The organism is Streptomyces minutiscleroticus, from assembly GCF_014650875.1.
GTDB lineage: Bacteria > Actinomycetota > Actinomycetes > Streptomycetales > Streptomycetaceae > Streptomyces > Streptomyces minutiscleroticus.
Map to the genome: position 1 here is coordinate 1 of NZ_BMVU01000027.1, position 13,419 is coordinate 13,419.

Genomic DNA, 13,419 nt, shown 5'->3' on the forward strand with positions numbered 1-13,419 from the left:
CCGCTGTTTCCGGAGACCCTCGGTCTCCGGAAACAGCGGCGCCGTGCGTCCGGGGGCGGCCGGCCGCCCGCGGGTCAGCCGACCCGCGCCTCCCCGTACGGCACCAGCCGCACCGGTCCGGTCAGCCCGTACGCCTGACGGGCCGTACCGCCGTAGACGGACGGGTCGCTCACCCGCAGGCGGTTGCCCAGCGGGGTCGCCACCTCGATCTCGATGACGTTCCGGCCCTTCCTGAGCAGGCCGCCGAGGTCGGCCACCGGGTGCAGCTGGTCGACCGGGTCGAGGCGGTGGCCGTTGACCGTCACCCGGCAGGTGTCGGTGAAGGCGCCCAGCTCCAGGCGGGCGCCGTGGCCGCCGCTCCAGGCCGCGCCGAGGGTGACGGTGGTGCGGTAGCGGCCGATGCCCGAGACGTCCGCCAGCTCCGGTATCTGTGACCACGGGACGAGCTCGTCGAGGGTGAGGTCGTGCTCGACGATCTTCGTCCTGGTGGCCGAGGCGCCCGGCTGCCAGTCCTCCACGTGCAGCTGCCAGGAGACCGGCACGATCGGCCCGGGGACGTCCTTCAGCGTCGTGCGCACGGTGCGGCCCTCGGACAGGACCGTGCGGTACGTGCCCGCCGCCGCAGCCCGGACCACCAGGCCGTCGTCGGTGAAGCGGGCCTCGTCGGCGTCCGTGTCGACCGCGTGCGGGCGCTTGCCGGCGCGGTCGCCGAACAGCCCCGGCCGGCCGATGGCCACGATCATCGTCTCGGACGGCTCCAGGGCGACCCGCACGGTGACCGTGTCGCCGTCCTCCGTGTAGCGGGCGATCCGCTCGACCCGCCCCGACCAGGCGTCGAGCAGGTACGGGACGCCGCCGGAGGTGGTGCGGCGCAGTGTGACCTCGTGGTCGACCGCCGCCACCGCCGGCTTGACCGTCTCGGCGTGCTTGCCGTTGCACAGGTAGTAGTGGTCGACGCCGTCGGCCACCCGGTGGAAGTTCAGGAGGGTGGAGGAGGCGGAGTACCGCGCGTCGGGCTCGACGCCCAGTTCGGCGAGCGCGGTGGGGACGGCCGTCAGGTCGGTGACCTGCCGCACCCGGGGCTGGGCGAGCAGCTGGGCCATGACGGCGCGCAGGGCGTCGGTCTCGCCCGCGTCCGGCATGCCCGGCGGGACGACGGTGTCCCAGGCGCCGAGCAGCACGATCGGCAGCCCGGCCCTGGTGAGCCTCAGCAGGGCGCGGGCGTCGGACAGCTCCAGGGTGATCGCGGAGCCGTAGAAGCGGTCGCCCTCGACGAACAGGGCCTTGTAGGCGGGACCGTCGGGCGCGAGCCGCCCCTTGCGCACGGTCGCCGAGGGCAGGTCCAGCGTCGCGCTGCTGAGGAACTGGTGGGTCCAGCCGAGCGGGACGCCGCTCGCGGTGAACCAGCCCGCGCCGATGCCGGTGGCGGAGTAGCCGGTCTGCCGGAAGACGGCCACGTCGGCGCGCGGGCGGCCGGTCTGCAGCACCTGGTGGACCCGGGCGAGATAGCCGGACACGTCCGCGACGTGCCGCCAGGTGGGGTGCCTCGGCCCCCAGGACTCGCCGTAGCCGACGGTGCCGTTGTACGGGGTGAAGGCCGCGTAGCCGGGCCAGTTCACGCCCGGCAGCTCGGCGTAGGAGAAGCCGTGGACGACGGTCTGGTTGACGCCCGCCGCGTACGCGCCGCCCATGGTGCGCAGGAACTTCTGCCAGGTGGTGGTGTAGGCGCCGCCGGTGTAGCCGCCCGCCTCGCAGGAGAGCACCGTGCGGCCCGCCATGTCGCGGCCGCCGGCCAGGCAGCGGTGGTCGTCGAGGTTCTTGAAGCCCAGCGACTCGCCCTCGGGGATGTCCAGGATCGTCGCCGTGTGGATGGTGTCGGTCTGCAGGCCGTAGGGCTGCGAGCGCAGCTGCAGGCCCAGACCGTGGGCCCAGGTGCGCAGCGCCGTGAAGTGGTGCTCGTTGATCAGCAGGGAGACGGTCTCCCAGAAGTCGTGCCGGATCCGCTGGGTGACGGCGGCCTCGAAGGCGAAGACCTGGTTGCTGTTGCCGAGGACCACCGCGGGCAGCAGCGGCAGCAGCGAGCGCCCGGTGTGCCTCTCGAAGGCGGCGGGCAGGCCGGGCGTCCACTGCAGGCCGTCCGTCTCCAGCTCGATCGAGTCCTCGAAGAGGGCCCCGCCGCTGACCTTGAGCAGCTTGCGGACGGACCGGGTGAGGATGTGCTTCTCCCAGTAGTCCGTCACCGCGCGGGTGCCGGCCGCGCTGAAGTGGTCGATCACGTACGCGGGCGGGTCGCTGTGCGGGCCGCCCTCCGGCATCTGGCCGGAGCCGCGCACCCAGTACGAGATGAGCACCCAGGTGCCGTCGCCGGGCGCGGTCCAGTCGAGGGCACCGTCGGCGACCGTGCGGGTGAGGTCGACGACCGAGTCCTGGTCGAGGCCCGTCTCCTTGCGGGTGGAGTACGCGGTGTTCACCCGGGCGGCCTGGACGAGCAGCAGGTCCTGCCGGGTCACGCCGGACGCGGCCTCGTACACGGGCTCGGGGACGGGGCCGGAGTAGGTCGTGCCGGCGGCCACCGTGACCGTGCCGTGGGCGAGTTCCTTGACCGCGGCCTCGCTGTCGGGGGTGATGCCGGGGACGGCGGCCGGCCAGCTCGGGCCGACGGTCAGGTCGATGGTGAGGCCGCGCCGGGCGGCCTGGCTCAGCGCGGCCTCCACGCCCTCGACCCAGGCGGCGCTCGACCAGCCGTGGCGCGCGGTGTCCAGGACGGAGGTGTCCTTGACGCTGTGGTGGACGGCGGCGATCTCCGCACCGCCGAACCCGGCGTCGGCGATCTGGTCGATCTCGCGTCTGATCTCGTCGGGCCGCACCAGGCCGTCCGGCCACCACCAGCGGAACTTCGGCTGCACCGCCCGGCCGGGCGAGGCGAAGGAGCCGCCGGTGCGCGAGGCGGTGCGCGTACCCGCCGCGGCGGCCGCCCGGTCGGGCGCGCGCCAGTCGAGCGCGCCGGCCGCCGCCGTGGCGACGGCGGCCGTGAGGAGGGTGCGGCGGGGGAGTCCCGAACGAGCGGCCGGGGTGGGGTTGTCCATGGTTCTGGTTCGCTCTCTCGCAGGGCAGCACGAAGAGACCCCGTTGAGGGGCCTGGGTTTTGAATCGTTTAAATCAGTCGGAAGCTAAGGCGCGCGATCGGCGAGCGTCAAGATTCGTGCACGACCGGAAAATCGGGAGTCGGACATCCGTACGTGGCCGCGGTCCCGCCGGCCGGTGGCGTTCCGCCGGTGTGAGGAGCCCGGTGGCGCGTCCCCGGGCGTTCCCGCCGGGGGTCCGCCAAGGTTCGGGGCATGAGCACGTTCTCGGCCGACGGCCCGCCGCACTCCGGTGCCCCGCCGGCGGGCACGGCGGCCCGCCGGGCGGCTCCGGTCGCGCCGCCGCGCGCGCCCGGCCCCCGCACCCTGCTACCGGCCGCCCTCCTCGTCGTCTCGTTGCTGGTCAACGGGTGTACGGACGGGGGAGGGGCGGCCCGCGGAAACGCCGTCACGCCGGCGGGCGAAGCCACCGCCACGGTCACCGCCCCGCCGCAGGCCCGCCACCCCCTGGCCTCCCTGGGGGCGGCCCCCCGGCTGCTGCCCGGCCTCGGCCCGCGGACCAGCGCGGCGGTCCCGGCCGCGACCGGCCAGGCCCTCGTGGTGGCGGGCCGGGACGAGGACGCGCCGGAGTCCACCGCGGTCCTGTACGAACGCCTCGGCGCGGGATGGGAGGTACGGGCGGCCTGGCCGGCGCGCAACGCCCTGCGGGGCTGGACCCGCCACCACCTGCTCGGCGACCTCCGCTCGCCCGTCGGCGTCTTCACGCTCACGGACGCGGGCGGACTGCTGCCGGACCCGGGGACCCGTCTCCCGTACCACCGGTCGGGCCGCTTCACCGCCGTCGGCACCGGCTTCGAGGGCGAACCGCTCAGGGGGTCCTTCGACCACGTGATCGCCATCGACTACAACCGCGTACCCGGTACGACGCCGCTGGACGGGACCCGGCCCCTCGGCGCGCACCGGGGCGGCGGCATCTGGCTGCACGTCGACCACGGCGGCCCCACGCACGGCTGCGTCGCCCTCCGGGAGAACGACGTGAAAGCGCTGCTGCGTGCCCTGGACCCCGAACTGCGGCCCGTGGTCGTCATGGGCGACGCGGCCTCGCTCGCGCGCTGAGGAACGGCTCCGAGCTGCGGCGTTCGTGCCCGTCCCGGCGCGTGCGGGGGCGGGAGGAGGGCGACGGGGGCCGGACGCGGGACATCGGGCCGGGACCGCCGGACGGCTTGTTCCCGTCGCGAGAGGTGCCGCCGATACCAGGACCGGCATTCCTGCTCACAGGAATGAGTGGTTGACGCGGCTCTTTCGGCGCACCCTTGGAATCATGGACACCACCACACCGTCCCCGGAGGCCAGAAGCCGCGTGACACCCCTGCGCTCCCTCATGGGAGGCACCTACGTCCCGCGCACGCAGCACGAACGAATACCGCAGAAGCCGGTCCGCGACCGGTCCGCACCGCCCGCCGCCGAAGAGCCCGGCCCCCAGGCCGGTCCACCGGCGCCCGCCCCGGACGAACCGCCCGCCATGGGCCGTGAGACGTCGGACATCCCGCCGCTGACCGCGATCTGAGCGGTCCCGCACGGCGGGCCGGGACGGCCCGGCGGAGACGCACGCGACGTCCGTCCCCCGGCCGTCACCGCACGCCGTCCGGGACCGGCCGTCCCGTACCGCCCCTGCCGCCGGTCCGGTCCCCGTCGCTCCCGACGGGGACCGGACCGGTGACGGGTCAGCCGCCGTCGTGCGCGCCGGGCCGCACGATCTCGTCGAGGACCTTGCGCACGGCCTCGTAGGCGTACCGGCGCATGTCCGCCTCCCGGGACGCGGCGGGGTCGGAGTCGTCGGGCCGCTCGGTGCGTTCCTTCCAGACGCCCTCCTCCCGCTCGGCCCAGGAGCGGGCACGCTGGATGCGGCGCAGTATCTCGTCGGAGTCCACGACATCACTCATGAGATACGCGTACCCCGCGACGCGCGGACGATCCTCGGCACGTCGCCGGGGCGGCGGGCTTCCGCCGGGCGGCCCGCGCGCATTCCGCGGGACGGGGCCGGAGGCGCATTGCGGTCTCCCGCGGAACCCGCGTGAAAAGATCACCCGGAACGGTTTTCCGGCGATGGCTGTACGCGGCGGCGAGAATGTCGGGAGCGAACGGGGAATTCACGGGTTTGCCGCTTCGCCGAGCGGTCAGGCGAAGAAAGGACACACGTTGTCGACGCAGTGAGGATGTGATCACCAGTGGCTGGTGACGAGAAGTCCAAGGCGAAGACCGAGCAGGTCAAGGGCAAGGTCAAGGAGACCGTGGGCCGTGCCGTGGGCAACGAGCGGATGACCGCCGAGGGCCGGGCCGACCAGTCCAAGGGTGACGCCCGGCAGGCCAAGGAGAAGACGAAGGACGTTTTCCGCCACTGAGCATCGACGTCGCGACGGGCCCGCCCCACATCAGTGGGGCGGGCCCGTCCGCATTCCGTGGCGGAAACGCGCACGGCGACACCGCCGCGCACGCGGGAATTCACCCGGAACCCCGCGACCGCCCTCGGCTCACCTCTTGCGCGGCAGCCCACGGGCAAGGACGCGCGGGCACCGGACCGGTCCCGCCGGGGGCGGTCGCGAGGAAGCCCGCCCCGTGCCCGGACCGTTCCCCGCCCCGCCGCCCCGGTCGGCGCGCCGCCCCGCCCGGGGGCACTGGGCCGTGGCGCACGCGGTGTCCGGACGGCGTGCGCGGTTGGTGTCCGCATACGACGTGGTCACGCCGCCGGACGTCCGGACGTGGTCCCGGAGCCGACGGCCGGTGCGCCGCGCCGCGCACGATGCGCTGCGCCGCGCGGCGACGGCGGTGGTACGGGCCGCGGTACCGCCACCGAATCCTCTCAGCCGCCCTCCTGGGCGGACCCGGCGTCGGCCGCCGCGCGGTCCGGTCCGGTCCCGGCCGCCGGGCGGTCGTCGGCGGGGCCGGGCAGCGGACCCGCGTCCGGCGGCAGGTGCACGTCCAGGACGCAGACGTCGTCGCGTCGCTCGTCCTGGAGCATCGCCTCGAGCAGCGGGCCGAGCGGGGCGGGGTCCCCTTCCTCCATTCCGGCCGCCGCCTCGCGGAGCCGGTCGAGACCGGGTCCGATGCCGTCCGAAGGCCGCTCCACCAGCCCGTCGGTGTACAGCAGCAGGTGGTCGCCGGGGCCGAGGCGGTACTCGGCCTCCTCGAAGACCGGGTCGAGCGTCGCGCCGAGCAGCACACCGCGCGGGCGCTCCAGGAAGCGGGACCGGCCGTCGCGGACCAGCAGCGGCGGCGGGTGCCCCGCCTGCGCCCACACCAGGCGGCGGCTCCAGGGCTCGTAACGGACCAGGACCATCGTGGCCGTCGAGGTGGCGCTGTTCGTATGCGTGTGCAGCAGGAGCGTGTTGAGCCGGACGAGGGCGCCGGTCAGCGACGAACCGGTGATGATCATGCCTTTGGCGGTGAAGCGGAGCTGTGCCATGGTCGCCACGGCGCCGACGCCGTGCCCGGCGACGTCCCCGACCACGAACAGGGCGCTGCCGTCGGGCAGCTCGATCGCGCTGAACCAGTCGCCGCCGACGTGGATCCCGGCCTGGGCCGGCCGGTAGGCGACGTCGACCCGCAGCCCGGCCAGCTCCATGGGCTTCGCGGGCAGGGGCAGCAGGGCGTCCTGCAGTCGGGCGCCGAGCGCGCGCTCCGCCCGCAGCGCGCCCTGCTGGGTCAGCATGGCGCGTTCGCTCTCGACCAGCGCCAGCTCGGCGCTGCGCTCGGCGGTCAGGTCCTGCACGAAGCCGTGGACCTCCACGGCGGTGCCGTCCGCGTCCGCGACCGCCTCCGCCACGGCCCGCAGATAGCGGACGTCGTCGTCCGTCCTGATCCGGAACGAGGTGTCCATCGGCCGTCCCCGCAGCAGGCCGGCGTGCGCGGCGGAGAACGACGGCAGGTCCTCGGGCAGCACCTGCGAGGAGATCTCCTCCAGCGTCAGCGGGGCGGCAAAGGGGGAGCGGCCGAAGATGGTGAAGATCTGCGGCGACCAGTTCGCCTCGCCCGTGAAGAGGTTCCAGTCCGCCCAGCCGAGGTTGCCCAGCCGCTGGAGGTCCGCCAGGCGCTGCTCGCGGCGGTCGAGCGGGTCGTGGCGCACCCAGGTGACCACCAGGGCGTCGCCCAGCCGGGCGGCCCGCACCGAGAACGTGGAGGTCTCCGGGACCCCGGCCAGTACCTCCCGGTACCGGAACGGCCCGCTCTCGTACGGTTCGCCGGTGGTCAGGGTGTGCAGAAAACCCCGCCACGCCGGCTCCCCGGCGATCGTGGGATAGCACTCCAGGAGGCGCAGGCCCACCAGCTCCCGGCCGCGCCGCCCCGCGACGTCCACCGACCGCGGGGCGGCGGCGTCGATCCGGTAGTCCGCGACCTCGCCGGACGGGGTGCGCACGGGCGTGAGGAGGACCGCGGACTCCGGCAGCGCGTCGAGGACCGACTGCACCGTACGGACGCGGTGCGCGGCCTCGTGCGCGCAGGAGGCCGCGAGGCGGTGCAGCGGTCCGGCGCAGAGCCGGGCCACGGCCGTGAGGAGGTCCCGCTCGGCCGGAGTGAACGGTCCGCCGCGGGTACGCAGGACGCCGAGGGCGGCGGTGACCGTGCCGCCGGTGACCACGGGGAGCCAGGCGCGGGAGGGCCACCGCTCCCGCGGGCCGTCGAGCGGCGGGCCGCCCTCCGCCTTCGGGGCGGCGCCCTCCACCCACACCGGCTCGCCCGTGCGGACGGCGCGCAGGGCGCCGGTGCCGTCCGGCGGCGGCGTGCGCCCGGAGCCGGAGAGGGGGTCCTCGGCGCCCGCCCGGGCGATCAGGTGCGGGTCCTCGCCGGGCCCGGCCCCGTGGACCAGTACGGCGTCGATGCCGGCGGCCTCGGCCAGACGGGTCAGCAGCAGGTCCGCGAGCCCGGCCGGTGTGCCGACGCCGGCGAGGGCCTCGCCGATGCGGCCGAGGAGCCGGGCGCCCGCGTCGCCGCCGCCCTCGTCCCCGGGGCGAAGGCCGCCGGCCGCCGCCTCCCGTTCCGCGGGCGCCGGGGCGCCGTCCGGTCCGGCCGCCGGGCCGCCCTGCACGGGTACGGTGGGCGGCGGGGCCGCGTCGTGCGGGGACGGCGAGACCTCGCCGAGCGTCGCCCGGCACTGTTCCACGAGGGTGCGGCGGCCGGCCTCGGCCCGGCGCGCCAGCTCCTCGTGGGCCGCCTCCGCCGTACAGCCCTCCTGGACCATCACGACGCCCTTGGCGCGCTCCAGCGCCGCCGCGTCGGCCGCCGAGCCCAGCAGGCGCTCGATCTCGGTGCGCTGCCTGGCCACGACCCTGGCCAGGGCGACGACACCGGGGTCGGTCCCCGGTGATCGCGGAGAGACGGACTCGCTTGTCACGCGAGGAGCATGTCACATACGGGTGGGCCGCCCCTCCCCGCCGGGCGTCCGTACTCCGCTCGGCGTTCCGCTCGGCGCGGACGGTGCCGGGACGCCCTTGCGGAACGGAATGAGTCGATGCCGCGCGGCAGGGAACCCGCGAGGCGTACACGCGAACACAGGCGGCCCCGGAGCCGCCGCACGAGTGAGGAGCTGCCCGCCATGACCACCCCTGAGGAGAACCGTCCCAAGACCGAGACGACCGAGCCCCTGCTGGAGCAGCGGGAGGGCACCGAGCAGCAGCCCGCGGGCGCCACCGGCCGCACGCTGCGCGAAGCGCTGGAGGAGGCGGACGTGAATCCGGAAGACTTCGAGGAGAAGTAGACGGCCGTGGCCACACTCACTCACTGGGAAAGGGCGCTGGAGCGGTTCGGCGGGTCGCTGCTGGGACGCCTCAGGAAGAAGGAGCCCGTCGAGATCATCGAGGCGCTGCACGGCGAGTGCGACAGCAACGCGGTGGTGTGCAGCGCGGAGCGCGTCGTGGCGCCCAACGCCTACGACGTCGAGCTCGCGGAAGAGGTCCACGACGAGCTGGCCGGCCGTGAGGGACAGGTGGGCCAGGTCCTCACCGACAGCCTGGCCCGCCACGGCGAGCGCCACGGCTACGAGTGGGCGGGTCCTCTCGCGGTGCACGTGACGAGATCGGACGACGTGCCCAACGGCCGGTACCGCGTCGCGAGCAGTGTGATGCCGCACGTGCGCGCGGACAGATTCCTGCCCCCGGCGACGTGAGACGGCGCGCCCGCGGCGCGTGACGGGACCGCGCCGCCGACGACCGTGCGAACGGGCTCCTCCCGTGTTCCGGCCCCGACGGCCGGGGCACGGGAGGAGCCCGTCGCCGTTCCCTGCCGGGCGCGCCCCCGTACCCCTGCCCGTGTGCCCCTGCACGCACCTCGGCCGCCGCCCGTACGCGGCAGCGTGTACGTGTCCGTACGCGCCGGACAGGGGGCGGGTGTCTGCGCGGACGGTGGCTGCCGTCCGTACGCGTCCCCGGGGCCCGGACGCGAGCGCTTCCCCGCCCTCACGGCGCCCGGCGCCCGCACGGCCCGGACACGAGGGCGGGCGGTGGCGGGACGGCCTTCCGCCGCTCCGCCACCGCCCGCCGCGGTGTCCTCCCGCCCCCGCCGCAGCGCGGTACGGGGACCGTGTCCGTGTCAGGCGACCGTGCCGCGCCAGCCGCCCGTCTCCTGCCCCCGGGACTCGATGAACTTCTTGAAGCGCTCCAGGTCGCCCTTGGCCTGCCGCTTGACGAACCCGAGCTTGTCGCCGGCCTTCTCGGTGAGCCCCTCGGGCTCGAAGTCCATCTGCAGCATGACCTTGGTCTTGTCGGCAGCGAGGTGGTGGAAGGTCACGACGCCGGCCTGCTTGGTCTCGCCGCCGACCGTGGTCCACGCGACCCGCTCGTCGGGGATCTGCTCGGTGATCTCCGCGTCGAACTCCCTCTGCACCCCGTCCACCTTGGTCACCCAGTGGGTGAGGGTGTCGGTGCGCTGCTCGATGCGCTCGACCCCGCCCATGAACTCCGGAAAGGTCTCGAACTGAGTCCACTGGTTGTACGCGGTGTGGACCGGGACGCCGACCTCGATGGATTCCTCGACCGTTGACATGCGCTCTTCCTCCTTGGATACGTCCTGAAGGTATGGCCCCTCGCCGAGGGGCCCCGCCGAACGGGTCGACTGTGCGGACCGGGTACCCGGGCGCAGGACGGCAAAGCGCTTTTTCCGGCCCGTATGCGCGTACCTGTGTGCACCTGCGCGTATGCGCGTGCCTGTACGCACATGCCTGTACGCACGTGATCCCGCCCCTCGGGGAGGGACGGGATCACGTGCGACGGGGTGGTGCGCCGGACGACGGGTCCGGCGGCGTCCGGGTCAGGCGACCGACGGGTCCAGCAGACCGGCGCGCAGCCGCTTGATGATGCGGCTGATCAGCCGGGACACGTGCATCTGGGAGATGCCGAGGTGCTCGCCGATCTGGGCCTGGGTCAGCTCCTCCACGAAGCGCATGTGGATGATCTGCCGCTCGCGCTCGTCGAGCTGGGCGATCAGCGGAGCCAGCGAGTGGAAGTCCTCGACCAGCTCGAGGGACGGGTCCTCCTCGCCGATGAAGTCGGCCAGGACGGACTCGCCGTCCGTGGGGCCGTCACTGGTGAGGGCGGCGTCGAGGGAGGAGGAGTTGTAGCCGTTCGAAGCCTTGCGGGCCTCGATGACCTCTTCCTCCGACAGCGACATGAGCTCGGAGAGCTCCTTCGTCGTCGGCGTACGGCCGAGGCGCGTGCGCAGCTCCTCGGTGGCCTTGGCCAGCTCGACGCGGGCCTCCTGCAGCCGGCGCGGGACGTGCACGGCCCAGCTGGTGTCGCGGAAGAAGCGCTTGATCTCGCCCACGATGTAGGGGACGGCGAAGGAGGTGAACTCCACCTCACGGGTCAGCTCGAACCGGTCGATCGCCTTGATCAGACCGATCGTGCCGACCTGGACGATGTCCTCCATCGAGTCGCCGCGGTTGCGGAAGCGGGAGGCCGCGTACCGCACGAGCGAGAGGTTCATCTCGATCAGCGTGTTGCGCACGTACTGGTACTCGTGCGTGCCTTCCTCGAGCACGGCGAGGCGGTCGAAGAACTGGCGGGACAGGTCCCGGGCGTCCTTCGGCTTGACCTTCGTCGGGTCCTCGATGACCGGAACCGACGTCCCGTTCGCCGTGGCCGCTTCCTGCGCCGTGGCCTCAGCTGTCGTCACGGCCGCCATGCCGTCCACCCCAATCGTCGAGAGTTTTGCTGACAGGAGCCGCATGCCCCGGTTGCAGTACCTCATTCCTGCGGGACACACACTTTTTTCCCGGGCGGTGAAACCGCAGGTCGTACACACCATGCTACGGGCCTCGCCGGAGGTTCGGGGGAACGGCGGTCCGGGCGTGGCGCGCGGGCGGGAGGCCGGCCGGGAGGGACCGGGCCGCCGCTGGGGGAGGCCCGCGCGAGGCCGCGCAGGTGTGCGGACGGCCGGCCCTCCATTCGCGAACGCGTACGGGCGCACGTACGCGTACGGAGGGGAGAGGCACCCGCGCGTACGGAGGGCGGGGGTGGAGAAGGCGGGGAGCGGAGGGGGTTTTCGTATCCCTGTTCGGGGGTGTAAGCGGAGCCGAAGGGCTTCGCCGCCGGTATGCGCGGGGTTTTCGCCGATGGGCTGTATTCGGCGGTGCGGCGGGTGCCGGAGTCGGCCGGACTTCATCGGTGGAGCAGCTGCCGACCTGCGTGTTCGCCCTTGTTCCGGCCGTCCGCGAACTTCCGCCGAATGTGACTGTTTAGGCGCAGTGCGGCCGGGCAGCCGGAATTTCGTGCTTCGGACCGGAGGCGCGCCAACGGGAGCGGTATGCCGCTCCGGAAGTCGTTATGCGTCCGGAGCCGAACCGTTTCCCGCGGCATTTCCCTGACGGCACCATTTCAGGAGCGAATCCGCATGCTGACTGAGCAGTCCACCAGCCTTGACGGCACCCCCACCCCCGCACCCGCCGGCGGTTCCGACCAGCGCGCGCACCACGACGCCCCCGACACCGTCGAGTCCTTCGCCCGGCTGGCCGCCATGGAGGAAGGCCCGGAGCGTGACGCGGTCCGCGACGAGCTGACGACGCTGTGGCTGCCGATGGCGCACCGCATAGCGAGCCGTTTCCGCAACCGCGGCGAGTCCATCGAGGACCTCCGCCAGGTCGCGGCCCTCGGCCTGGTGAAGGCCATCGACCGTTTCGACCCGTCGCGCGGCGCGTTCGAGAGTTACGCCGTGCCGACCATCACCGGCGAGATCAAGCGGCATTTCCGTGACCGGATGTGGGCGCTGCGCGTTCCGCGCCGGGTCCAGGACCTCCGGAACAAGGTGCGCATCGCGCGCCGGGAGCTCACCCAGAGCCCCGGTTCCGCCGAGCCGACCGTCGCGGAGATCGCCGCGCACGCCGGGCTCACCGAGGAGGAGGTGGCCGCGGGCATGGAGGCGCTGGAGAGCTTCAGCACCCTGTCCCTGGACGCCGAGCTGTCCTCGGGCGAGGACGGCTACAGCCTCGCCGACACCCTCGGCGCGAACGACCCCTCGTACGACGTGGTCGTCGACCGCGAGGCCGCCAAGGAGGGGCTGCGCAAGCTGCCCGAACGGGAGCGCGCCATCCTCTACATGCGCTTCTTCGAGGACATGACGCAGAACCGTATCGCCGAACGGCTGGGCATCTCGCAGATGCACGTCTCGCGGCTCATCAGCCGCAGCTGCGCGCGCGTCCGCGAGGAGGTCATGGGCGCGCGGAAGCGGCGGGGCGGCGGGGACGCCGATGCGGTCTGAGGCGGGGGCGGCGGACGCCCGCCGCACCCCGTCCGGCACCCCGTCCGCCCACGACGCCGCCACCCTGGCCGACCGCGAGGACGCCCGGTCCCCCCGCGGCGCCACCGGGTCCGGCCGTGAGAGCGGCCGGACCACCCTCGGGCCCGACCCGTTCGCTCCTGCTGCTGTCCGGCCCGTCGGTGATGCCCTCCGGTCCGCCGACGGCGCCGACCGGTCCGGCCACGGCGGTCGTCCCGCCCCCGAGGCCGGTCCGTCCGCTCCTCGGACCGGCCCGTTCCCCTCGGCCGAAGCGCCGATCGCGTCCCGGTCCGGTCCGTACGGCCGCACGGCCGGCCGCACGGACCCGGGAACCGGTTCCGCCGGTTCGCCGACCGGCTCCGCCGGCCGCGCCGGTCGCCGGACCGTATCGGTCGCGCCGGCCGTGACAGCCGTGCCGCCCATGGGGCCGACCTCCTCCGGGACCGGCTCCGCGGCACTCCGTACCACCCCGACCGCGTCGTCCCGGCGCCGTCGTCCGTGAACCCGGGTGCCGTCAGTGTCGCCGGTGCCCGTCGTCGTCTCCCCGGTGCCGTGCCCGCGCCGTCCGCGGGCA

The 13,419-nt window shown here is 74.1% G+C and carries 11 protein-coding genes; 6 read left to right on the top strand and 5 right to left on the bottom strand.

What is annotated here, in order from left to right; all coding sequences use genetic code 11:
* Positions 1-74: 74 nt before the first annotated feature.
* On the bottom strand, positions 75-3,086 hold the full coding sequence (locus IE271_RS23845; RefSeq protein WP_190192466.1) for a glycosyl hydrolase: 3,012 nt from the start codon (positions 3,084-3,086) through the stop codon (positions 75-77).
* A gap of 252 nt (positions 3,087-3,338) precedes the next feature.
* On the opposite strand from IE271_RS23845, the gene IE271_RS23850 reads away from it, so the two are divergent.
* Both IE271_RS23850 and IE271_RS23855 read left to right on the top strand, forming a co-directional pair.
* Positions 3,339-4,199: a L,D-transpeptidase family protein gene (locus tag IE271_RS23850; protein WP_190192467.1), complete on the top strand. Its 861-nt coding sequence runs from the start codon at positions 3,339-3,341 to the stop codon at positions 4,197-4,199.
* A gap of 205 nt (positions 4,200-4,404) precedes the next feature.
* A complete protein-coding gene (locus tag IE271_RS23855; protein ID WP_190192468.1) occupies positions 4,405-4,650 on the top strand; it encodes a hypothetical protein in 246 nt (81 codons plus the stop codon).
* Between the two features lie 157 nt (positions 4,651-4,807).
* Here IE271_RS23855 and IE271_RS23860 read toward each other — a convergent pair whose 3' ends face one another.
* The gene (locus IE271_RS23860) at positions 4,808-5,026 is read right to left on the bottom strand and encodes a hypothetical protein (protein ID WP_190192469.1); all 219 of its coding nucleotides are present in this window, start codon (positions 5,024-5,026) and stop codon (positions 4,808-4,810) included.
* A 285-nt stretch (positions 5,027-5,311) separates the two neighbouring features.
* On the opposite strand from IE271_RS23860, the gene IE271_RS23865 reads away from it, so the two are divergent.
* A complete protein-coding gene (locus tag IE271_RS23865; RefSeq protein ID WP_190192470.1) occupies positions 5,312-5,485 on the top strand; it encodes a CsbD family protein in 174 nt (57 codons plus the stop codon).
* 458 nt (positions 5,486-5,943) lie between these two features.
* Here IE271_RS23865 and IE271_RS23870 read toward each other — a convergent pair whose 3' ends face one another.
* On the bottom strand, positions 5,944-8,472 hold the full coding sequence (locus IE271_RS23870) for a SpoIIE family protein phosphatase (protein ID WP_190192471.1): 2,529 nt from the start codon (positions 8,470-8,472) through the stop codon (positions 5,944-5,946).
* 201 nt (positions 8,473-8,673) lie between these two features.
* Here IE271_RS23870 and IE271_RS23875 point away from each other — a divergent pair, with 201 nt between their 5' ends.
* Positions 8,674-8,835: a hypothetical protein gene (locus IE271_RS23875; RefSeq protein ID WP_190192472.1), complete on the top strand. Its 162-nt coding sequence runs from the start codon at positions 8,674-8,676 to the stop codon at positions 8,833-8,835.
* A gap of 6 nt (positions 8,836-8,841) precedes the next feature.
* Positions 8,842-9,243: a DUF3662 domain-containing protein gene (locus IE271_RS23880; RefSeq protein ID WP_190192473.1), complete on the top strand. Its 402-nt coding sequence runs from the start codon at positions 8,842-8,844 to the stop codon at positions 9,241-9,243.
* A 422-nt stretch (positions 9,244-9,665) separates the two neighbouring features.
* On the opposite strand, the gene IE271_RS23885 is transcribed toward IE271_RS23880, so the two are convergent.
* Entirely contained in the window at positions 9,666-10,118 is a 453-nt protein-coding gene (locus IE271_RS23885) for an SRPBCC family protein (protein ID WP_190192474.1), read from the bottom strand.
* 264 nt (positions 10,119-10,382) lie between these two features.
* Positions 10,383-11,255 (bottom strand): RNA polymerase sigma factor SigF, encoded by an 873-nt coding sequence (locus IE271_RS23890; RefSeq protein ID WP_190192475.1) that lies wholly within the window; start codon positions 11,253-11,255, stop codon positions 10,383-10,385.
* A gap of 708 nt (positions 11,256-11,963) precedes the next feature.
* Between IE271_RS23890 and IE271_RS23895 the strand changes: the two genes are divergently transcribed.
* Entirely contained in the window at positions 11,964-12,827 is an 864-nt protein-coding gene (locus IE271_RS23895) for an RNA polymerase sigma factor SigF (protein ID WP_190192476.1), read from the top strand.
* Positions 12,828-13,419 lie beyond the last annotated feature (592 nt).